We start from the raw sequence: 19990 nt of genomic DNA, 5'->3' as shown, positions 1-19990 counted from the left end.
GCTGCCGACCCTGGGCGGTCCACTGCCCCTGGGCAGCGCGCCGCGCTCCTCGGTCAGCGAACGGCCAGGACCCACAGAAAGACGGCCAGCGCCCGCACCAGGTGTTCCGTTTCCTCGGTCTGTTCCAGCAGCGCGCCCGGTACGTGGGACAGTTCCCAGGCCACTTCCCAGGCAGCGCGGTCCGAGGGCTCACGCGACGCCTCGGCCGCCCAGAGCCGCCCGATCTCCTCGGTGTCGGCCTTCAGCCTGGCGCACGCGTCGGCCGTGGTGCCGAGGACCGTCACCAGTGGGCTCGCGTCGTCCCGCCCGGCGCCGAGCAGCGTGTCGGCCGCGCCGAGCAGCGTGTCGGCCGCGGCGGTCAGCATGTCGGCCGCGGCGGTCAGGCGTGATGCCCGCTCCAGCCAACTCGGTACCGGGTGCCCGGAAGCGGCGGGCGAGCGGGCCGGCTGTTCCAGGCCATGGCCGATGCGTGCGCCGGTGGACCGTTCGTGGTCGGTGGGCTTCCACGTCCCCCGCTCCCGCAGATCGTCGGCCCGCCCCATGGCCTGGCGGGCCTGCGTGAGAGCCGTCGGCCAGTCGCCGAGATCCCAGTCCGGCGTCGCCCGCGACTCCCGGACGCGGTAGCCGAGCGTCAGTCGCACCCCGGCAGGGCGCGGCCGTGGAAGGTCGGCCTCGACGTGCGCCTGGAGTACGTGTCTGATTCCGGCCACCGATGCCGCGCTGCCGGCTCCGATCCCGGCGGTGCGGGCAGCCTCGGGCACGGGACCGGTGTCCAAGGGCTCGGCTCCCTGGGCGCAGTAGCGCAGGGCGTCGGCCAGGAGGACCTGGTCGACCAGGATCCCCGAGTCGTAGGCCGCTCGCCAGAGCAGCAGACCGAGCGTGTCGTGCCTGGCGCTCCCCCACGGCCACTTCACCCGCGCACCGGGGTCCGTGGAGAGCCGCGGGGACATCCGTGGTCCCAGGCCGCCATCGCGCTCGTCGTACCAGGCGACCAGCAGGCGCGCCTGGTGACGGGCGCGTTCCCACGCCCCACAGCCGTAGGCGATCCGGTGCCCCGGCTCCCACTCGTTCCTGTCCACGGCGCGAACCGTACCGGGCCCGGGCGGCGCGGGACGTGCGGGAGGCAGACGGGAGGCAGCCGGGAGGCAGCATCCGCCATCGCGCGCGGGCTTCGTCTAACGTGGATGACGCCTGCGGGACTCCCTGGTTCCGCTGCGGAGGGGCGCGGATTCTCGATGAGGGAGCCGTTCATGACTGACAGCATCTGGGGCTACCACCCGGCCGCCGGGCACGTCACGGGCACGGATCTGGTCGGGTTCAAGGTCGAGGCCGTCGACGGCGCCATCGGCAAGGTCGACAAGCACGCGGACGACGTCGACTCCGCGTATCTCGTGGTCGACATCGGCGTGTGGATCTTCGGAAGGCATGTCCTCCTGCCCGCGGGCACGGTGAGGCGGGTCGACCGGGACGAGCGGAAGATCTACGTCTCGCTCACTCAGGAGCAGATCAGGGAATCCCCCGAGTTCGACCGGGTCAAGCACGTCGGCGATGTCGACTACCACGAACTGGTCGGCGGCTACTATCAGAGCCACCGCGCCTGACCCACCGTCGCGCCGGCGGGTCAGGGGCCGGGTCTCCCGCGGGCCGCCGACGCTCAGCCCTGAGCCAGCTCCGGGCTCAGCCCTGAGCCAGCTCCGCCACCGGCTGCCACTTCTCCCAGGACGCGAGGCGCCGCTCGTAGTCCGCCTTCGCGATGCCCAGCGGCGCCGAACCGAAGAAGCAGCGCAGCGGCGGCTCCTCCGCGTCCACGATCTCCAGCACGGCCGCGGCGGACGCGCGCGGGTCGCCCGGAGTGCCGACGCGCTTGCGCCGCTGTTCCTGCACCTCCTCGTGGAACTCGGCGTACGCGGGGAGCTGCTCGGACGTGCTCGACGAGGAACCGGCCCAGTCCGTGGCGAACCCGCCGGGCTCGATGAGTGTGACCTTGATGCCGAACGCCGCCACCTCCTGCGCCAGCGCCTGGCTCATTCCCTCAAGAGCCCATTTCGAGGCGTGGTAGATGCCGACCAGCGGGAAGGCGCTGATCCCGCCGATGGAGGAGACCTGCAGAATGTGGCCGCTTCCTTGCTCGCGCAGGAAGGGCAGCGCCGCCTGGGTGACCCACAGCGCCCCGAAGAGGTTGGTCTCCAACTGCGCGCGAGCCTCGGATTCGGTGATCTCCTCGATCATCCCGAAGTGGCCGTAGCCGGCGTTGTTGACCACCACGTCGAGCCGTCCGAACCGCTCGTGCGCCAGCCGCACGGCGGCGAAATCGGCGTCGCGGTCCGTCACATCGAGCTGAAGCGGCAGCAGCCGCTCCCCATAGGTCTCCCGAAGATCGCCCAGCGTGGACAGGTCGCGCGCCGTCGCGGCCACCGAGTCGCCGCGCTCCAGCGCGGCGATCGCCCACTCCCGCCCGAAGCCGCGGGAGGCGCCGGTGATGAACCAGATCTTCTGTGTCATGGAGTGCTCCTCGTGCAACGTGTCGTCCGCTCGGTCACCACGTCGCCGCGGTGCCACTCCTGTCACCCAACACCTTCGAGTGCGCTCCAGCGCAAATCCGGCTTCCGGGCGCGGCCCCGCGCCGGCTCCGGCCCCCGCTCCGGTGGGGGCCGGAGCGGTCACACCTGTACGAGTTGCGGTTCCGGCTGCTGCACGGGCGCGGTCTGGGGATTCCACATTCTGGTGGTCCGCAGATATCCGTAGATCACGGAGGCCATCGCCAGGAGGAGGGCCGGTCCGAACACCCAGGGATACCTGGCCATCTCCACCGGCAGATAGCGGTACGACACCACGAGCACGGTGAACACCACGGAGCCGTAGGCGACCAGTGTGACTCCCGCCCGGTCCCATCCTCGGGCGAAAGCGCGCATGGTCGCCTCGACCGTGAGCGCGAACACCACACCGGCGACGAGATCCGCGCCGTAGTGGTACCCGAATCCGAGCGTCGCCGTGAGCGTGCCGACCAGCCAGAACGTGCCCGCGTTGCGCAGGAGCCGCGAGCCCTCTCGGGTATGGATGAAGAGCGTGGTGGCCCAGGCCGTGTGGAGGCTGGGCATGCAGTTGCGCGGGGTGATCTCGTCGAACGGAAACGCCTGCGGGGCACCGGTCGACAGCGGGGTCTGCGGCCACAGGTTGGCCGCCGCCCACTGCCCGCCTTCGGCGCCGTAGGCGAACACCGGCCCGACCACGGGGAAGATCATGTAGACGATGGGCCCGACCATGCCTATGGCCAGGAAGGTACGCACCAGGTGATGGGCCGGGAAGCGGTGCTCCCGCGCCACGTTGCGCAGTTGGTAGAGCGCGAAGACGGCCGCGGCGAGCGGGAGCTGGCCGTAGACCAGATGGAGGGCGTGGTAACCGATCGGGCCGGTGGCCTCGACGAACCGGCCCATGACCCAGGACGGGTCGCCCAGCGCGTGATCGGCCGTGGCCACGTACGCGTCGAGCACGGACGGACGGGTCTCCGACGTGATCATCAGCCAGGTGTCGCCCGTCTTGTGACCGGCCACCAGGAGCAGGCCCAGTCCGACGCCCTTCAGGAGCAGGACGCGTTCCTTGCCCGTTCGCCGAGTGACGGCGATGAACGCATAGCCCAGAATCACCCACAATGCGCCGTTGCCGAACATCATCTTGACATCGGCCACCCAGCGAACCAGGAAGAAGACGACGTCGATACCGGCCGCGATTCCCAGCGAGACGAACCGCTGTCGCCAGGGGAGGACGACCATCATCAATGCCAGGCCTGCGTACAGCAGAGGTCCTGAGGTGGGAGTGAATATCACCTCCCTGGCCTGGCTGGTGATCGGACCCGGCATGCCGTAGTGACGGGCGACGATCTCCATCACGACGAGGAAGCCGAAGGTCACGACCCCCGCGACGGCCCACAGAATCACCTGTGGCCGACGCCGCTCGTCCAATTCAATTATGCTGTTTATTCGTGAAATTACTCGGGATGCTATAGATATCAATTGTTCGGCCGATTTGTTTAGGTATTGGTCATCTGCCTCACCCTTCGCGCTAGACAGCGTGTTCTTCTAGTGAAGGACGGACGATCAGGGCAATCGTCGTGAGTTCGATCATGCTATGAGCGATACAGGCGGGTTTCAAGGGTCACAGCAGGTGCAAAGGTCGGCGGACCCTGTGCCCGACGAACTGCCGAGGCGACCGAAATCTGCCACTCTGTCGGTAAATCGCTCTTCGATGCACAGGGGCTTTCATGGCGCGGACAGACAGGAGACCCATCGCGGGACCGAGGCCATGGAGCGGGTCATGACCGGCTCCACGGCCTCCGGCGGCCGTTACGGAGAAGATCTGTTCGAGCCGGAACACCCGCAGGAGGCCGAGCGCATCGACGCGGCGGCGCTGGTCTACGACCCTGTCACCACAAGCCGTCTGCGAGCGCTGGGCTCCGTACCGGGCGGCCGCTGCCTGGAGGTGGGAGCCGGAACCGGGACCGTGGTCCGCTGGCTGCTGGAGAGGGCGGGAGCCGCCGAGGTGGTCGCGCTGGACCGGGACACCGGCGGCCTGGAAACCCTCGCGGACCCGCGTGTGCAATTGGTCACCGCCGACCTCCGGGACGAGAACCTGGACCTGGGCGGCTTCGACCTCATCCATGCCCGGTTCGTGCTCATGCACCTGCCCGAACGCCGTCAACTCGTCTCCCGTCTCGCCCGATGGCTGAACCCGGGCGGCTGGCTGGTACTCGGCGATGCCGTGGAGGTGCCGAATCCGCTCGACGCCTCGTCTGCCTACCGGCGGACCATGGACGCCATGTGGCAGGCCCTGCGGACGACCATCGGCACCGACACCTCCGACATCCCGGCCTATCCCCACTTCCTGAGAGAGGAAGGGCTCCAGAACGTCGGCGGTGAACTGCGCTGCCCACCGCTGGTCGCGGACGGCCCGCTGGCTCGCTTCTGGTCCGAGACCTGGAACCGGATGCGCCCCGCCCTCGAGGAAACCGGACGCGTCGACTCCGCCGTCATCGACGAGGCGGTGGCCTACCTGGCCTCACCCCGGCTCGCCGAACTCGGACCCGGCCTGATGATCGCCTGGGGGCAGCGGCCCTGAGCCCTGCCAGGGCCTCGCGCGGGCGCCGGTCCTCCTCACGTCTGCCGGGACGGCTCGTACGCCTCGGCGGCGAGGCCGAACGTCCACGCCACTCCCTCACGAGCCGTCCGCGTCGTCGGCGGGACGCGCAGCCAGTACGTACGGTTCGTACCGTCCGGCTCGGGGGTCGAGTTCACCACCTCGACCATGACCACGTCCTCGTCCCCGGCCAGCTCGACCCGCCACAGCACACCCGTCTCGTCGCGGTGCACGGGAACGGCCCCCGACTCGTCCAAGTACCGGTCGTAGCCGTAGTACTCCAGCATCACCCGGCGCAGTTCGGCGTTCTCCTCATCACGTATCCGCTCGGGCGTCAAAGCGGTGAGTTCGTCGAGGAAGGTGCGGGGGACCGGCATCCCGCGCCATGCGCACAGCTCGAAGCCGTCCGCGTAACGCAGCGCCGGGCCGTCCCCCCGGTCCAGGCGACCGGCTTCGTCGCGGTGCAGACTCAGCGGCCGCTCGCTGATGACCGCCACCTTCTCGTACGGCCACCACCAGCCGGCCTCGCGCGCCACCGCCGCGATCCCGGCCAGGGCGCTCGTCTCGTCGGGGTCGAAGGTGCACAGCCATGCCGCGTCGTGCTGGCCGAGGGTCGCGTCCAGGAGCAGCAACCGCACCCGGCTCTCCTCGTGCCGGTCGGTGCCGAGGTCCTCGACGATGCCCGCACGCACCCGGTCGGCCAGTGTGCGGGCCGACTCCCACAGCGCCGCGCCCGTGGCCCGCCAGCGCCCGCTCCACCCCTCCGGTCCCAGCCGTTCGTGGGTTCGCGCGCGTTCCGCAGCCCAGGGCCCCGCGACGACGGCATTTCGGACGCTCGGTCCGGTGTCCCCCAGCACGGCGCCGTCGACGGGCGCCGTACCCATGAGCATGCGTACGGCCTCGTGCGGTGACCGCGCCCAGACAATGCGCTGGGGCTCGTCCAGCCCGGCCTTCCGATAGGCGAGCCGGACGCCCTCCTCGGCCGCCGCCCGGTCGCCCGCCCCCGTCCGGGTCGCGGTGGCACGCCAACTGCCTTGTTCCATCACACCGTTCCTCTCCGATTTCCTCCGTGCCCGAGCGGCACGGCACCCGCGATGCCACCCGGTCCCGTCGTCGAACGCCCCGTCCACGCCCCGGTGCGCACCGCACCCCCGGGGGCCGGGGCCACGGGCAATCCCGTCAGTCGGCGACGATCCGCACCGAACCCGGCACGTACTCACGCTGGCGGATCACCCGGTACCAGCCCTTGTGGAGGGAGATCGCCGCGTGCTCCTCGTGCACGACCCGCGCCCCGTCCGGAACGTGCAGGAGCATCGGGCCGAACACCCCGCCGTCCCGTATCAGCCGCCCCGGACCGACCACTGCGTGGGCGTGCCCGGTGACTTCGCCGAGGGCCAGCACGAGTCGTCCGCGGCCGTCGCGGGGTTCGGACGCCGCGTCGCTGGCGTGGTCCGGCACCGCCGTCTCGTCCAACGGCACGATCAGCACGTCTCCTTGGCGGAACATGGGTCTCCCTCCCGGCACGGCACGGGATGTGCCATGGGAAAAACCGTAGAGGCGACCACTGACAATCGGCCTCCGGACCTGGCGCGCACCTCCGGTGACCAGGCGTCATGTCCTCGATGGCAGGTCGCTGGACCCCGGTCGGAACGCTCGGGGCCGTGCGGCTGCCGACCGTTCCGCCGCGTCCCGTCCACAGGTGCCGACCCGGCTCACCGCGATGTCAGTGGGGCTTGGTAGAACTCGTCTGTCTGGGTGCGGACGGCGCGCTCCGGACTCTCCACCACGACCGTCGATCCACCGCAATGAGCACGAAGGAGCGGGCGCGCATGACCATCAACAGGCACCTCGAGGAGTTCCACGGCCTGCCGGCCTTCACCTTCCCGGACGCCGACGACAAGTCGCCCCGGGCCACATCGCTTCCCTCGCCCGAATCCGTCGCCTGGCGCATCGCCGTGGAGGCCTACGAGAGCAAGGAGGAGTGGGAGGACGCCTTCGCGCGTTTCCTGGCCGCCGTGGACACGGAAAAGGTGCGGGCGCTGATCGTCGGCGCGTGGAGCGATGTGTACGACAACGCTCCTGACGCTGTGATCACGGCGCTGGTGGCCGCGCGCGACCGGCTGCCCGCGCTGCGCGGGCTGTTCCTCGCGGACATCGTGATGGAGGAGTGCGAGATCTCCTGGATCGTCCAGGGTGACGTGTCGCCCCTTCTGAAAGCCTTCCCCTCCCTGGTCGAATTCGGCGTCCGCGGGGGCAACGGCCTGGTCTTCCCCGCGGTCCGCCACGAGCAGTTGCGCACACTGACCGTCGAGACGGGCGGCCTGCCCGTCGAAGCGGTGCGCGGCATCGCCGCCAGCGATCTGCCCGCCCTGGTGGGACTCGACCTGTGGCTCGGCACCTCCGAGTACGGCGGCGACGCCGATGTCGCCGACCTGGAGCCGTTCTTCGCGGGCAGCCGCCTGCCCCGCCTGACCCGTCTCGCTCTGCGCAACAGCGAGATCCAGGACGCCATCTGCACGGCGCTCGCCTCGGCCCCCGTCGTGGCGCGCCTCACGCACCTCGACATCTCCATGGGCGTGCTCACCGACGACGGTGCCACGGCCCTGCTGTCGGGCCAGCCGCTGACCCATCTCAAGGCGCTCGACCTGCACCACAACTACCTCAGCGCAGGCGTGCGGACGCGCCTGCTGGAGACGCTGGAGCCCGCCGGTGTCGCGGTCGACGCCGACCGGGACGACGCGGACTCCGACGAGGAGGAGGACGGTACGGTCTGGCGTTTCGTCGCGGTCGGCGAGTAGCTGCGGCCGGCATCGGAAGAAGGAACGAGGAGGCGGGATGGGCGGGTTGCGGCCGAACGGTGTGCCGGTGAAGTGGGCGGTCGTCGCCAACGGGGAGAACCGTCGGGTGGATCTGTTCAGAACAGCGGCCGAGGAGGCGGGCTGCGGCACGCCCCGCGTGGTCGAGTGGCGGGACGTTCTGCGGGACGGCGGGCACGACTTCGCGGACGACGAGGTCGTGCGGCTGGACTCCCCCGGCGAGAACGCCGGGGTGGACCGGCTGTTGCGGGGCATCGACGAGCCGACCAGGGTGGAGGGTTCAGCGCGCTGGTACGCGGGTTTCCTGGACGGTGTGGGTTCGCTGCGCGGGGGCCGGCGGCTCGACGACCCGGCGGATCTGGCCGCGCTCTTCGACAAGAGGCTGTGCCACGCCCGTCTCGACGCGGCGGGTGTGCCGGTACCGCAGTCCCCCACGTCCGGAACCCCGCGTGCCGTGGAGGGGTGGAGCGACGTCCGTGACCTCATGGCGGAGGGCGGGCTGCGACGGGTCTTCGTCAAGCTCGCGCACGGTTCGTCCGCGTCCGGTGTGCTGGCCGTCGAGACGACCGCTTCCGGCCGGATCCGGGCCACCACCTCGGTCGAACGCACAGCGGCCGGCGACCTGCACAACTCCCTGCGGATCCACCGCTACACGGACGAGGCGCAGATCGCCGCGATCGTGGACACGCTCGCTCCGGACGGACTGCACATCGAGCGCTGGCTGCCGAAGGCCTCGCTCGGCAGCAGGTCGGCCGACCTGCGTGTCGTGGTGGTGGCCGGGCGCGCGACCCACGCCGTGGTGCGTACGAGCCGCTCACCTCTGACCAATCTGCATCTGGGCGGGGCGCGCGGCGATCTCGCGGCCGTCCGCGCGCTGGCCGGTGACCGGTGGGCGGAGGCCCTCTCCATCAGCGAACGGGCCGCCGCCTGCTTCCCCGGCACCCTGTGCGTGGGCGTCGATCTGCTGCCCGCCGTCGGCTGGCGCCGGTTCGCCGTCGGGGAGGTCAATGCCTTCGGCGACCTGCTCCCCCGGCTGACCGGCCTGCCGGGCAGCGGCGCGGAAGGCCTCGACACGTACGCCGCGCAGGTCGCGGCAATCCGCTCCCTCTCCCCCGAACACTTCCCCGTACGACCGACGCCCCCACTCGACACACCTGCCAGGACAGCACATGCATCAGCCTGATCCCGACCGCACACCGGCCACGCCGCCTTCCGCCCCGGATCCGGCCGGGACGCCGGACATGAACGAAGTGGTGGGCCGGGACGACCTGCTCCTGCTCACCCTCGACACCCTGCGCCACGACGTGGCCGTCGAACTCGCGGCGGCCGGCCGTCTGCCGAACCTGACCGCGCATCTGCCCGGCGGCACCTGGGAGCGGCGGCACGCGCCCGGGAACTTCACCTACGCCTCCCACCAGGCCATGTTCGCGGGCTTCCTGCCCACCCCGGCGGCACCGGGACCGCACCCGCGGCTGTTCGCGGCGCGATTCACGGGCAGCGAGACGACGGCGGACCGCACGTTCGTCTTCGACACCCCGGACCTGGTGTCCGGCCTCGCCGCGCACGGCTATCGCACGGTGTGCATCGGGGGCGTCGGCTTTTTCAACAAGCAGGGCGCACTGGGCGGCGTACTGCCCGGACTCTTCCAGGAGAGCCACTGGGAGCCGGAGTTCGGAGTGGCCTCGCCCACCTCGTTCGAGGCCCAGGTCGCGCGGGCGGAGAAGGTCGTGGCCGAACTTCCCGCAGAGCAGCGGCTGTTCCTGTTCCTGAACGCGTCGGCGCTGCACCAGCCGAACTGGTTCCACCTGCCCGGTGCCACCCGTGAGACCGGGGACAGCCGGGTCACCCACGCAGCGGCCCTCGAGTACATCGACGCTCATGTCGGACGGCTCTTCGGCGCGATGAGCTCACGCCGCCGCTGCTTCGCCATCGTCTGCTCCGATCACGGCACCGCCTACGGAGACGACGGCTACACCGGCCACCGTCTCGGTCACGACTGCGTGTGGACCGTGCCCTACAGCCACTTCTTCCTGGAGCCGACCGTATGACACTCGCCCCAGTGGCCGCCCCGACCGGCCTGCCGCGCCCGTACCAGAGCTACACCTACGCCTATCCCCACAAGACCGCCTACCGGCCCCTCGCCCCGCGCCCCGCGCTGAAGGACCTGTGGACGGGCGAGTCCCGGCGGTCGCTGTCGCTGTATCTGCACATCCCGTTCTGCGAGATCCGCTGCGGCTTCTGCAACCTGTTCACCCGGATCGGCGCTCCCGGTGACCTGACGGGACGCTATCTGGACGCGGTGCGGCGCCAGGCCGCCGCGATGCGCGAGGCACTCGGCGACGAGGAGACGCCCCGTTTCGCCAACGCCGCGTTCGGGGGCGGCACGCCGACGTTCCTGGAGGCCGCCGAGCTGGAGCGGCTGTGTGACATCGCGGAGCAGGAGATGGGCGCCGATCTCCGCGCGATCCCGCTGTCCGTGGAGGCCTCGCCGTCCACGGCCACGGCCGACCGGCTGGCCGTGCTGGTGGAGCGGGGCACCACGCGTCTCAGCCTCGGGGTGCAGAGCTTCGTCGAGGAGGAGTCCCGTGCCGCCGTACGGCCGCAGCGGCGCTCCGAGGTGGAGGCGGCGCTCGGACGGATCCGCGAGGCGGCCGTCCCGGTCCTCAACATCGACCTGATCTACGGCATCGACGGGCAGACCGCGGCCAGCTGGCGCCACTCGCTGGACGCGGCCCTGGCCTGGCGGCCCGAGGAGATCTACCTGTACCCCCTCTACATCCGTCCCCTCACCGGCCTCGGCCGGCACACCGACGCGCGGACGGCCGGCCTGGAGTGGGACGAACAGCGGCTGCGCCGGTACCGGGAGGGCCGCGACCACCTGCTGGCACACGGCTACGAACAGGTGTCGATGCGCATGTTCCGGCGCGCGGACGCCCCACCGCAGGGACCGGACGACTACGCCTGCCAGACCGACGGCATGATCGGCCTCGGCTGCGGTGCCCGTTCGTACACCTCCACGCTGCATTACTCCTTCGACTACGCGGTGTCGATGCGGGAGATCCGCGGCATCATCGACGACTACACCGCCACCGAGGACTTCTCGCACGCGCTGCACGGCCGCCGTGTCGACGAGGACGAGGCACGGCGCCGGCATCTGCTCCAGTCCCTCCTCCAGGCCGAGGGCCTGCCCGTGGCGGAGTACCGGCTGCGCTTCGGATCGGATCCGTACGACGATTTCCGGTCCGAGATCGGCACACTCGCCGCACGGGAATGGCTCGCGGACCGGGACGAGGACCGGCTGCGTCTCTCGGCGGAAGGACTCGCCCACTCGGACGCGATAGGCCCCGAGTTCTTCTCCCCGGCCGTTCGGGACGCCATGGCCGCCTACGAGACGAAGTGAGGCTCCGGTGGACCTGACGATCCTGTACCGCGGCCCGCTCGCCTCCTGCGACTACGACTGTCCGTACTGTCCGTTCGCGAAGCGCCGCGACACCCCCGCACAACTGCGGGCCGACCGCGCGGCGCTGGAACGGTTCACCGCGTGGGCGGGCGAGCAGCGCGAGGACCGGCTGTCGGTGCTGTTCACCCCGTGGGGCGAGGGGCTGGTCCGCTCCTGGTACCGCCGCGCCCTCGTGGAACTGTCGCACCAGCCTCACATCAGGCGTGTGGCCATCCAGACGAACCTCAGTTGCCGCACCGACTGGCTGGAGGCGGCGGACCGGGAGACGGTGGCGTTGTGGTGCACCTACCACCCGGGGCAGACGCCGCACGAGCGGTTCGTCGCCAAGACCCGGCGGCTCGGTGAGCTGGGCGTCCGTTTCAGTGTCGGCGTCGTCGGGCTGCCCGAGCACGCGGAACCCGCGCGCAGACTGCGCGCGGAACTCCCGGAGCACGTGTACCTGTGGGTGAACGCCGCCGAAGGACACACCTATACGGACACACAGGCGGCCGAGTGGACCGCGCTCGACCCGCTCTTCCCCTTCAGCCGCCACCCGCACCGGTCGGCCGGCCTGCCCTGCCGCACCGGCGAGTCGGTCATCTCGGTGGACGGCGACGGGAAGGTGAGCCGCTGCCACTTCGTCCGGACCGAACTGGGTCGGTTGTACGACGGCTCCTTCCGTGCGGCGCTCGCCCCGCGCCCCTGCCCCCTGACCGTGTGCGACTGCCACATCGGCTACGTGCACCTGGAGACTCTGCCGTTGTACGACGTCTTCGCGGGCGGCGTCCTGGAACGCGTGCCGCGGGCGCTGCCGGACCGGGACCGGGTGCTGCTCCCGGTCCTCCCCGCGACCGGCTCGCTCTGAGACCCGGGCTCGCGGTGGCGGTCGTCCGGTCCGGGTGGTGTCAGCCGTCGCGCCTTCGGGCGACGTAGACGGTGTTGGCGGCGGTCCCGCCTTGAAGCGGATTGTCGAAGTCCACGACGTGTGCCGCGGTGTCCGTGAAGACCTCCGCGAGCACCGAGCCGAACTCCTGGTCCGGCGGGTCGTTCGACCACAGTGCGAACACGCCGCCGGGCTGGAGCAGTTCGGCCAGCGCGGTCAGACCGGTCCGGGTGTAGAGCACGGCATGGTCGGGGTGCAGCACATGGCGCGGCGAGTGGTCGACGTCCAGGAGGATCGCGTGGAAACGACGGCCGGGGGTGTCGGGGTCAAGGCCTCGCGGCTCGCCGGTGGTCATGGCGAAGAAGTCTCCACGCACCAGCCGGCACCGGGGGTCGGACGCCAGGCCCGCGCCCAGGGGTACGAGCCCGCGCCGGTGCCAGTCGATCACTTCCGCCAGGGTGTCGACGACGATGAGCGAGCGTACGCGCGGATCGTCCAGAGCCGTCCTGGCCGTGTACCCGAGGCCGAGTCCGCCCACCACGACGTCGAGCGGGGCCTCGGGCAGTTCCGCCAGACCGATCCGGGTCAGCTCGACCTCCCCCGTGGTGAAGAGGCTGGACATCAGGTACTCGTCGCCGAGCTTCACCTCGTACACGTCGTCGCCCGACAGCGGATCCCTCCGGCGGCGCAGGCTGATCTCGCCCATGGGCGTCGGCCGCCAGTCGATCTCCTCGAAGCGTGCGCTCATCCGCTGTTGCTCTCCCCGGTCTCGTCCCGCCACACCGTCCGGCTCGGGTCCGATGCTTGGGAGGATCTTCACACGGAGCGCTTCCGACAGGGGGTCAAACAGCCGCACCACACCGGAACGAGTCTGTCCGCTCCGTCGTACACGTCCAGGTCCGGGACCTGCGGGGCCCCTCAGAGGGTCAGCACAGGGCGGACGGAGAAGTCCTCGCAAAGGTCCTCGCCCTCGGGGCCGTAGACGAATTCGACCATGGTGGGGTTGCGGTTGGCGGTGGCCAGGGGCAGCCATGCCAGCAGGGTGCCGTAGCCGCCGCACACCGACTCACCGCCGTCACCGCCGTGGACAGCGGTGACGTCGCTCGTCAGTTCCGTGCAGTACGTGTCATAGGCGATGCGCAGGCCGAAGGCGTTCGGCTCATGGTGCGGCCCTGTGCGGTCCCCGTACGGAATGCGGTCCAGCGGGCACTCGTCGCCCCATCGGAACAGCGTGCCGGCGCCGGCGCCACAGGCGTGTTCCCACTCGTCGGACGTGGGCATACGCAGGCCACGAGCAGCGAGTTCCGCCGGTGTGTCGGCCGGAAGCCCGGTCAGCTTCTCGTCCTCCACGGCCATGAGCACGGTGGCCAGTGTGACGCTTCTCCGGAGGCTGAGAGTCTGCGCGAGGTAGGCCCGCAGATCGCTGCCGAACCCGAAGCCGGCTTCAAGGCTCCGCGCGTAGTCGGCGGTCTGCTCGGCCGTCGGCTGCCACGAGTCGAGGTCGAATCCGACCTCGACCGTGCCGCCCGGTATCAGAGCGAAGTCCTGAGCGTTCCGCTCGATCCGGACATGATGGAACGGGGCTCCGAGGTGTTCGGCAGTCTCGACCGCGGTCACACGACCACCCACCAGGTTGGCTGCTTCTTGGGCGACTTCCCGCGCTGTCCGCAGGTCGAACGAGCGCCAGTGGTCAAGTGTGAGATCGGCGAGAGACATGCACCGGAGTGTGCCACGGGGGTCTGACATCGCCCGGGGTGAGGCAAAGGGGCTGCTGGTGTGCGAGAGCGCGTGCTCACCGGCAGCCTGGCGACGAGGGAGGCGGGGCTTCCGCTCCTCTACTCCTCGGTGCGGGTGGTGTCGGCCACGGGCTCGCCGGAATCGGCCGTCGACGCCGGTGCCTCGCCCACGTCACGGCTTCCCGCCAGCCGCAGTGTCACCAGGGCCGTCAGCCCCGCGGCGATACCGAAGGTGAGGGCGGCCGGGACACCCGCGTCGAGTTGGGTGATCAGGGACACCGGACCACGCACGACGAACGCGCTGTCGAACGCTATGCGCACCACCCGGCCCGCCCACAGCGCCAGGACGGTCGCGCAGACCCCGCCCAGGGCCATCGCCGGTGCCGTGGTCCGGGTGAGCAGTCCGGGCAGCAGCCGCAGCGCCCACCAGACCACGACGAGCACAAGCGCGTCGGCCGCCCGGTACAGCAGCCAGTCGCCGACGGGCGTGCTCGCCGGACTCGTCCAGCTGCCGAGCAGCAGCCACGCGCGCAGCAGTTCGCCGGGCTCGGACAGCAGGCCTGCGCCGTCGAACGAGGTCTGGATCCAGGCAGCCACGGACTGGTACGACAGGACCACCAGAGACACGGCGATCACCGCGGTTCCCGCGCTCGCGGCCAGGCGTGCGGAGCGCGGGGGCACGCTCTGCCTGGGCGACGGCTCGTCCCCCTTGGCGGTGACCCGCGCCACGAGCACGGTGACCAGCGCGGTCACCAGGCCCGCGAGCACGGTGACCGGTCCGCTCGACACGATCACGGACGCCAGTCGCGGCAGCATCCGGAAGCTCCCGTGCCCGTACGACGCGATCAGCCACGGCGCGGAGACGGTCACGGCCAGCATCCCGGCCATCGGGGTCCAGGCCCACAGTCCGAGCACCGTGGCCGGGGTACGGCCCTGCGTCGGCGGGATCCTGCGGATCAGGATCAGCGCGCCGGTCAGGAAGAACGCGAAGACGGCCACGAATCTGATCTGCATCGCGGTGGTGTACAGGTCGGCGTAGTGGGAGCTTCCGCCGAACGCCGCGCCTCCGCCCGTGGCAGCCTCCGTGGACCCGTCGGCCAGAAGCGCCGACGGAGGGTCGTACGACCAGGGTGCCAGCCACAGTCGGAGTTCACTCACGGACTGGGCGTCGAACACGCTGGTGGCGCCGCGCAGTTGAAGTGCTTGCGCACTCTCCCCCGCCCACCACAGCAACAACGTGACCAGCAGACTTCCGACCAGTGCCGGTATCACCGCGCGCCGATATGTCATGTGCGTTCCCCCGCCTCTTCCCTGCGTCCACGAGTGTTCCAACCAATCGCCAACCAGCGGCAGAATAAGGGGTGTTGATCGTTCCCCGGTCTGCACCCGGCCGATGAGAGCGCGGCTGAGACCATGGGCCACGCAAAAAGAGACGTGGCAGGGTCCGGTCAGGCTCCCCAGCGCCGTATCTCGCTCGCACCCGAGCGGCAAGGCGGGGCACTATCGACCGAACGCAAGCGCGCATCAGAGGTCCAGGAGCGGCCGGCAGGGGTGTCAGACCTCAAACGCCTGATCCCTTAAGGGAGTTGTCGACCACCATGACGCTCGAGCAGGGCACCAGCGGCGAAGTCCACGTGTTGTGGCACGCTCGCCACCTCGCCACGGAGGAGGACGGGCGGATCATCCATCAGGATCCCGACGGAACCATGCACCTGGATGAAGAGGAGTGGCGCCTCGTCGGCGTCCACACCACCGAAGCGGCGGCGGAGGCGCAGCGAGAGGCTTCGAAGGGGCTGCCGGGGTTCCGCGGCGAGCCCGACTGCTTCGAAATCTCCCCTCTGACGCTCGACGAGGATCTGTGGACCCACGGGTTCGTCACCGAATTCCCGGACGGGACACATCAGGACTGAACCGCCTCGTTCCTCGTCCGACCCGGCACACGAAGGCGTGAAGTGAACCAGACCGTCCATCTCTTGGTGCACAGGCACCACATCTCTCTCGAACCCGACTCCGTCGCCGCCGACTTCCTGGAGGACGGAGAACCCTTGTTCTGGGACGACAGCGAGGACGACTTCAAGATCCTCGGGCTGTACTCGACCAGGCAACTGGCGGAAGAGCGGGTGGAACGGGCGCGATCGCTGCCCGGGTTCAGACGTTCCCCGGACGGCTTCTTCGTGCATGAATACACGCCGGACGACACCCGCTGGCCCGACGGCTTCCAGGTCGGCGAAGAGAGGGGCAGGCACGTGACCAGGAGTCCTCGCGAAGGTCAGGCGTCCGCCACCAGGAGTCGATAGCCGACGTCGATGGTGTCGAGCGCGAGCAGATCGGCTTGACGCCTGTGCCAATCACCCGTCGCGAGGTCGTCGGTGAGCGCTGCCAGGCCCGGAGCGAGAACGTCCTGTCCGGTCTGGGCGAACATGGAGATTCCGGCGCGTACTTGGGGGTCGAGGTAGGCGTGTGGGCGACGCCAGTAGGCGGCGCCGAACCCGTCCGTGCAGTCGTGCGGGACGTGAACGGGCTCCTGACGTGCCCCGCCCAGCAGCGTGGCCAGTCGGCCGATCGGGACTGCTCTGGTGTCGTCGAACGCCGCAGCCTGCGGCAGGTATTCGCGTACGAGCCAGAACTTCTCGCGAAAGATCTCCTGGTCCCAGGTCAGGATGACGATACGGCGGCGCGCGACCCGGCGGAGTTCGGCGATCCCGGCCGCGAGGTCGGTCCAGTGGTGGACGGTCAGCAGCGCCATGACGGCGTCGGCGGCGTCGTCGCGCAGCGGAAGACGCTCGGCGACCGCGCACACGGCGGGCGCGGACCTTCCTGGGCGCTGGGCGATCATGATCTGGCTGGGCTCGACGGCGAGAACCGTCTGCTCCGGCTCGTAGGAACCGGTGCCCGCTCCTACGTTGATCACCGTCCTGGCGTCCCCGAGCGCTGCATGCACCTGCGTGGCAATCCGCGGATCCGGCTGCCGGGTCCGGCCGTACGTAGCGCCGAGCGTGTCATAGATGGCCATGCCCCTCAGTATGCGAAGAAGCCGCCCTCACCGGGCCGCCGCCCGGGGAACTGGCGGTCTTGCGGAAACGGGGATCAGCGCTACGGTCCGCACCCGCTCTCCGGGAGGGACGGGCACCGGTCGCGGCATCGAAAGCCTCGAAAGATATCTTGTGCGGGCCCGGCCCCGGGCAGACGAACCCGTGATGCCGGGACGGCCCAGGAGGTCGCATGAGCGAGTCGTACTCGCCCGTCCCCGAACTGAACCTGCTCAAGGAGTTCGAGGACCGGCTCGGTCCCGTGTACTACGCGGAAGGCTTCGAGCTGTGCGAGTACGGCGGGGACGCCGGACTCCACACCTGGTCGGAGGATGCCGAGTTCCTCAGCCGGTTCATCCCCTTCGCGCAGGCCAACGGCACCGGCTCCCACTACGCCCTGTGGCGGTGCGACGACCGCGCCGACCTCGCCGCCCTGCCCGTCGTCTTCGTCGGCGACGAAGGCGACCTCTATGTGATCGCGCGGGACCTCAGGGAGCTGTTCCGGCTTCTCGCCATCGACAGTGAGCCGGTCTCGGAAGGATTCCTCGATCCGGACATCGTCAAGGAACACAGCGAGGGCCACACCGAGTTCCTCGCCTGGCTGGACCGGACGTTCGGGCTCGGTGCGCCGGAGGATCCGAACGCGCTCTGGGAAGCGCGCAAGGGGCACGACGATCGGTTCAGGGCCTGGACCGGTCGTTTCGTCGAGTTGGGCGACGGCTGACGGACGCCCACGGTCGGCCGGCTCCGGGCTCCGGGCTCCGGGCTCCGGGCTCCGGGCTCCGGGCAGATCTTGTCGGGATCTTGCCCCGGCTGCAAGGCCGCCCGCTGTGTACGGCGAGGGCTCCGCGCGTCAGTCGGTGGCCGCCGGGCGTTCGCCAGTGCCGAACAGGCGACCGTAGGTGTCGTGTACCGCGGTGCGGCCGGCTTCCAGCGCGGTTTCCAGCAGGTCACCCTCGCTCGCCAGCCGGCCGACGGTCGGCGAGTCCGGGGCGGGACGGATCGAGACGACGGCCTCATGGTCGCTCAGGCGGGCGTCGTCATCGGCCAGGCGTGTTTCGCGGTCGAGGAACACCTGCCGCAAGGCCGCGGGTTCACGCCGCAACACCGTCTTCGCGATCCATGGAGCGGAGCGGGACGGCCGGGCCACATCGATCGCACGCCGCGATCGCAGCACCATGACGTGGGTCGCCCCCTGAGCCAGCGCGGTTCGGTAGGGCACGGATTCGGAGACGCCCGCGTCGTAGAACCGGCGTCCGCGCAGCGTCACCGGTTCTCCCGCCAGCAGTGGCAGGGACGCACTCGCCCGCAGTGCGAGGCGCAGTTCCGCGGCGTCGCCTATGAAGGGCCGCAGGTCGGTTGACTCCCCGGTCTCGGCGTCGGTGGCCAGTGGGTGGTACTCGATGTCGCTCGCGAGGATCGAGGCGAAGTCCATCGGTGCGCAGTCCTGGTCGCCGTAGCGGTAGAGCACCTCGTAGAAGGCGTGCAGGTCCACGAGCGGCCTGCCGCGCAGCGGGTTCGAGCGCCGGATGAGCGTCCGGGCGTACTTGGGAACAGCCCAGAAGCGCAGCGATTCCGGACTCGTGCTCAGCAGCCACGCGGCGGAGGCGGCACCGGCGGAGGCGCCGTACACGGCGTCGAAGCTGTTGGTCAGTCCGAGTTCGTGGAGGGCCAGGGCCATCCCGCCGGCGATGATGCCGCGCATCCCGCCGCCCTCGATGGCCAGAGCGACGCGGTGCCCGTCGGCGCGCGCGCCGGGGCGGCTGCCGGTTAGCGCGCGCTCGGTGAGCACGCCCCAGACCGGGTGCGGCTCCTCGGGCTCGGACGTGGCGGCGGAGGTCGTGGCGGTCGTCGTCATCGCGGTCAGGGCTCCAGGGGACAGCTCGGGGGGTGGTTTCTGCACGCAGCGCCCGGGGACGGCACAGCACGAGCGCGCCCGCCCCCCGGGATCATGGCCTGGCTGCTGCTGGGCCGCCGACCGCCGCTCGGGCCGTGCGGGCGGAGACAGTCCCGGCCGCTGCCACAGAGTGTGGCAGCACCGTCCGCCCAGGCAACCACTTTACCAGTGAACAGCCACTCACTAGCCGATGGCTAGCCAAACGGGGCACCTCGTGGGCGTTGCCTCACACCTCGCGGGACTCCGCGGACCCTCCGGGCCCCGCGCCCGCGGCCCCCGGCACCGCGAGGAGGCCCCGGACGGTCAGGAGCAGAGTGGCCCTCAGGTCGTCGTCCGGGAGATCGGACAGTTCACCGAGGCCCTCCAGCATCCACACGCACATCACGTAGGCCATGCGCTCCGCGGGCGTGGGCGAGCTGCCGAACAGCACCCGCAGAATGCGTCGCCTGCGCCCGTCGTTCTCGGCGTAGACGCTGGCGGCCCGGATCTCGGGATCGTGCAGGAGCATGGTTCCGAGTTCGCGGTTGCGGACCAGGAAATCGACCCAACCGACCGCGTACGCGTCCAGCCTCTCCTGCCGTGACGCCACGCCCGCCAACTCGTCCAGGAGCACGGTCATTTCCTCCACCGCCGGATCGAGCGAGGCCTGGAGGATCTGCGCCTTGGTCCGGAAGTGGTAGTAGACCGCGGCCTTGGTGAGGCCCATCTCGTCCGCGATGGCCTGCAACGAGGTCACTTGGTAGCCGCGGCCGGCGAAGAGTCCCTTGGCCGTCTCGACGATCTGCTGTCTCGTCGCCGCGGCCTGGGCGGATCGACCGACCACCGGGACGCCCGGCTCTCGCTCGCTGGGCATGCTCGTTCGCTCCCGCATGGGTCTTGCCTTCATGAGCCGCTGGTGACATGGGACTGAACGCCCCACTTTACCCTCACAGTCCGCCGGCCAGCGAGCGGCCGGCCGACCGGACCGCCGTGGCCGGCCGCTCGGGACGGCACGTGGTCATCCGGTCCGGCCCCGTCGCCGGCCGGGCCCGACCAGCGATCGTCAGCCGGCCCGGACCCC

General features: G+C 70.4%; 21 protein-coding genes. 10 read left to right on the top strand and 11 right to left on the bottom strand.

Annotation, left to right across the window (positions count from 1 at the left end; all coding sequences use genetic code 11):
• Positions 1 to 53: 53 nt before the first annotated feature.
• Positions 54 to 1079 carry a hypothetical protein gene (locus tag OG410_RS38940; protein ID WP_329303473.1) on the bottom strand — a complete coding sequence of 342 codons (1026 nt, stop codon included), beginning with the start codon at positions 1077 to 1079 and terminating at the stop codon, positions 54 to 56.
• Positions 1080 to 1250: 171 nt separating this feature from the next.
• Between OG410_RS38940 and OG410_RS38935 the strand changes: the two genes are divergently transcribed.
• Complete coding sequence (locus tag OG410_RS38935; RefSeq protein WP_328673644.1) at positions 1251 to 1601, top strand: PRC-barrel domain containing protein; 351 nt, start codon at positions 1251 to 1253, stop codon at positions 1599 to 1601.
• Positions 1602 to 1677: 76 nt separating this feature from the next.
• On the opposite strand, the gene OG410_RS38930 is transcribed toward OG410_RS38935, so the two are convergent.
• The gene (locus OG410_RS38930) at positions 1678 to 2502 is read right to left on the bottom strand and encodes an SDR family oxidoreductase (RefSeq protein WP_329303472.1); all 825 of its coding nucleotides are present in this window, start codon (positions 2500 to 2502) and stop codon (positions 1678 to 1680) included.
• A gap of 158 nt (positions 2503 to 2660) precedes the next feature.
• On the bottom strand, positions 2661 to 3959 hold the full coding sequence (locus tag OG410_RS38925; RefSeq protein WP_443063855.1) for a phosphatase PAP2 family protein: 1299 nt from the start codon (positions 3957 to 3959) through the stop codon (positions 2661 to 2663).
• A gap of 352 nt (positions 3960 to 4311) precedes the next feature.
• On the opposite strand from OG410_RS38925, the gene OG410_RS38920 reads away from it, so the two are divergent.
• Positions 4312 to 5112, top strand: coding sequence for a class I SAM-dependent methyltransferase (locus tag OG410_RS38920; RefSeq protein ID WP_329303471.1), 801 nt, complete (start codon positions 4312 to 4314; stop codon positions 5110 to 5112).
• Positions 5113 to 5147: 35 nt separating this feature from the next.
• Here OG410_RS38920 and OG410_RS38915 read toward each other — a convergent pair whose 3' ends face one another.
• The gene (locus OG410_RS38915; protein ID WP_443063854.1) at positions 5148 to 6176 is read right to left on the bottom strand and encodes a DUF6745 domain-containing protein; all 1029 of its coding nucleotides are present in this window, start codon (positions 6174 to 6176) and stop codon (positions 5148 to 5150) included.
• A gap of 133 nt (positions 6177 to 6309) precedes the next feature.
• On the bottom strand, positions 6310 to 6636 hold the full coding sequence (locus OG410_RS38910; RefSeq protein WP_329303469.1) for a hypothetical protein: 327 nt from the start codon (positions 6634 to 6636) through the stop codon (positions 6310 to 6312).
• Between the two features lie 323 nt (positions 6637 to 6959).
• Here OG410_RS38910 and OG410_RS38905 point away from each other — a divergent pair, with 323 nt between their 5' ends.
• From OG410_RS38905 to OG410_RS38885, 5 genes are read left to right on the top strand one after another with little or no spacing between them, the layout of a single operon-like run.
• Positions 6960 to 7928, top strand: coding sequence for an STM4015 family protein (locus OG410_RS38905; protein WP_329303468.1), 969 nt, complete (start codon positions 6960 to 6962; stop codon positions 7926 to 7928).
• A gap of 37 nt (positions 7929 to 7965) precedes the next feature.
• Positions 7966 to 9129 (top strand): STM4014 family protein, encoded by a 1164-nt coding sequence (locus OG410_RS38900; RefSeq protein ID WP_329303467.1) that lies wholly within the window; start codon positions 7966 to 7968, stop codon positions 9127 to 9129.
• A gap of 58 nt (positions 9130 to 9187) precedes the next feature.
• Positions 9188 to 9994, top strand: a complete 807-nt coding sequence (locus OG410_RS38895; RefSeq protein ID WP_329303465.1) for an STM4013/SEN3800 family hydrolase — start codon at positions 9188 to 9190, stop codon at positions 9992 to 9994.
• Positions 9991 to 11346 carry an STM4012 family radical SAM protein gene (locus OG410_RS38890; RefSeq protein WP_329303464.1) on the top strand — a complete coding sequence of 452 codons (1356 nt, stop codon included), beginning with the start codon at positions 9991 to 9993 and terminating at the stop codon, positions 11344 to 11346. Before OG410_RS38895 ends, OG410_RS38890 begins: the two co-directional genes overlap by 4 nt.
• Positions 11347 to 11353: 7 nt before the next feature.
• On the top strand, positions 11354 to 12250 hold the full coding sequence (locus OG410_RS38885) for an STM4011 family radical SAM protein (RefSeq protein WP_329303463.1): 897 nt from the start codon (positions 11354 to 11356) through the stop codon (positions 12248 to 12250).
• Between the two features lie 40 nt (positions 12251 to 12290).
• Here the strand turns inward: OG410_RS38885 and OG410_RS38880 are convergent, their stop codons facing one another.
• The 3 genes from OG410_RS38880 to OG410_RS38870 all read right to left on the bottom strand — a co-directional run bounded on the left by OG410_RS38880 (position 12291) and on the right by OG410_RS38870 (position 15294).
• On the bottom strand, positions 12291 to 13016 hold the full coding sequence (locus OG410_RS38880) for a spermidine synthase (protein ID WP_328673629.1): 726 nt from the start codon (positions 13014 to 13016) through the stop codon (positions 12291 to 12293).
• Between the two features lie 170 nt (positions 13017 to 13186).
• On the bottom strand, positions 13187 to 13984 hold the full coding sequence (locus OG410_RS38875; RefSeq protein ID WP_329303462.1) for a hypothetical protein: 798 nt from the start codon (positions 13982 to 13984) through the stop codon (positions 13187 to 13189).
• A gap of 119 nt (positions 13985 to 14103) precedes the next feature.
• Positions 14104 to 15294, bottom strand: a complete 1191-nt coding sequence (locus OG410_RS38870) for a hypothetical protein (RefSeq protein ID WP_329303461.1) — start codon at positions 15292 to 15294, stop codon at positions 14104 to 14106.
• A 308-nt stretch (positions 15295 to 15602) separates the two neighbouring features.
• On the opposite strand from OG410_RS38870, the gene OG410_RS38865 reads away from it, so the two are divergent.
• Both OG410_RS38865 and OG410_RS38860 read left to right on the top strand, forming a co-directional pair.
• Positions 15603 to 15914, top strand: coding sequence for a hypothetical protein (locus tag OG410_RS38865; RefSeq protein ID WP_329303460.1), 312 nt, complete (start codon positions 15603 to 15605; stop codon positions 15912 to 15914).
• A gap of 63 nt (positions 15915 to 15977) precedes the next feature.
• Positions 15978 to 16301 (top strand): hypothetical protein, encoded by a 324-nt coding sequence (locus tag OG410_RS38860; protein WP_329303459.1) that lies wholly within the window; start codon positions 15978 to 15980, stop codon positions 16299 to 16301.
• On the opposite strand, the gene OG410_RS38855 is transcribed toward OG410_RS38860, so the two are convergent.
• Positions 16274 to 17017: a class I SAM-dependent methyltransferase gene (locus OG410_RS38855; protein ID WP_329303458.1), complete on the bottom strand. Its 744-nt coding sequence runs from the start codon at positions 17015 to 17017 to the stop codon at positions 16274 to 16276. The two genes, OG410_RS38860 and OG410_RS38855, sit on opposite strands and share 28 nt — an antisense overlap.
• A 209-nt stretch (positions 17018 to 17226) precedes the next feature.
• Here OG410_RS38855 and OG410_RS38850 point away from each other — a divergent pair, with 209 nt between their 5' ends.
• On the top strand, positions 17227 to 17757 hold the full coding sequence (locus OG410_RS38850; RefSeq protein ID WP_329303457.1) for a hypothetical protein: 531 nt from the start codon (positions 17227 to 17229) through the stop codon (positions 17755 to 17757).
• Positions 17758 to 17886: 129 nt separating this feature from the next.
• Here OG410_RS38850 and OG410_RS38845 read toward each other — a convergent pair whose 3' ends face one another.
• Complete coding sequence (locus OG410_RS38845; protein ID WP_329303456.1) at positions 17887 to 18891, bottom strand: patatin-like phospholipase family protein; 1005 nt, start codon at positions 18889 to 18891, stop codon at positions 17887 to 17889.
• 265 nt (positions 18892 to 19156) lie between these two features.
• A complete protein-coding gene (locus OG410_RS38840) occupies positions 19157 to 19783 on the bottom strand; it encodes a TetR/AcrR family transcriptional regulator (protein WP_329303455.1) in 627 nt (208 codons plus the stop codon).
• Between the last annotated feature and the right edge of the window lie 207 nt (positions 19784 to 19990).

This window comes from Streptomyces sp. NBC_00659, from assembly GCF_036226925.1.
Taxonomy (GTDB): Bacteria; Actinomycetota; Actinomycetes; order Streptomycetales; family Streptomycetaceae; genus Streptomyces.
The sequence above is the reverse complement of the archived record's forward strand: the minus strand, read 5'-3'. Positions and strand labels throughout refer to the sequence as shown.

Bases quoted from the DNA above. Each gene is read 5' to 3' on its own strand.
- OG410_RS38935 (WP_328673644.1), top strand. From the start codon at position 1,251: ATGACTGACAGCATCTGGGGCTACCACCCGGCCGCCGGGCACGTCACG.
- OG410_RS38930 (WP_329303472.1), bottom strand. From the start codon at position 2,502: ATGACACAGAAGATCTGGTTCATCACCGGCGCCTCCCGCGGCTTCGGG.
- OG410_RS38920 (WP_329303471.1), top strand. From the start codon at position 4,312: ATGACCGGCTCCACGGCCTCCGGCGGCCGTTACGGAGAAGATCTGTTC.
- OG410_RS38910 (WP_329303469.1), bottom strand. From the start codon at position 6,636: ATGTTCCGCCAAGGAGACGTGCTGATCGTGCCGTTGGACGAGACGGCG.
- OG410_RS38905 (WP_329303468.1), top strand. From the start codon at position 6,960: ATGACCATCAACAGGCACCTCGAGGAGTTCCACGGCCTGCCGGCCTTC.
- OG410_RS38900 (WP_329303467.1), top strand. From the start codon at position 7,966: ATGGGCGGGTTGCGGCCGAACGGTGTGCCGGTGAAGTGGGCGGTCGTC.
- OG410_RS38895 (WP_329303465.1), top strand. From the start codon at position 9,188: ATGAACGAAGTGGTGGGCCGGGACGACCTGCTCCTGCTCACCCTCGAC.
- OG410_RS38890 (WP_329303464.1), top strand. From the start codon at position 9,991: ATGACACTCGCCCCAGTGGCCGCCCCGACCGGCCTGCCGCGCCCGTAC.
- OG410_RS38880 (WP_328673629.1), bottom strand. From the start codon at position 13,016: ATGAGCGCACGCTTCGAGGAGATCGACTGGCGGCCGACGCCCATGGGC.
- OG410_RS38875 (WP_329303462.1), bottom strand. From the start codon at position 13,984: ATGTCTCTCGCCGATCTCACACTTGACCACTGGCGCTCGTTCGACCTG.
- OG410_RS38870 (WP_329303461.1), bottom strand. From the start codon at position 15,294: ATGACATATCGGCGCGCGGTGATACCGGCACTGGTCGGAAGTCTGCTG.
- OG410_RS38865 (WP_329303460.1), top strand. From the start codon at position 15,603: ATGACGCTCGAGCAGGGCACCAGCGGCGAAGTCCACGTGTTGTGGCAC.
- OG410_RS38855 (WP_329303458.1), bottom strand. From the start codon at position 17,017: ATGGCCATCTATGACACGCTCGGCGCTACGTACGGCCGGACCCGGCAG.
- OG410_RS38850 (WP_329303457.1), top strand. From the start codon at position 17,227: ATGAGCGAGTCGTACTCGCCCGTCCCCGAACTGAACCTGCTCAAGGAG.
- OG410_RS38845 (WP_329303456.1), bottom strand. From the start codon at position 18,891: ATGACGACGACCGCCACGACCTCCGCCGCCACGTCCGAGCCCGAGGAG.
- OG410_RS38840 (WP_329303455.1), bottom strand. From the start codon at position 19,783: ATGCCCAGCGAGCGAGAGCCGGGCGTCCCGGTGGTCGGTCGATCCGCC.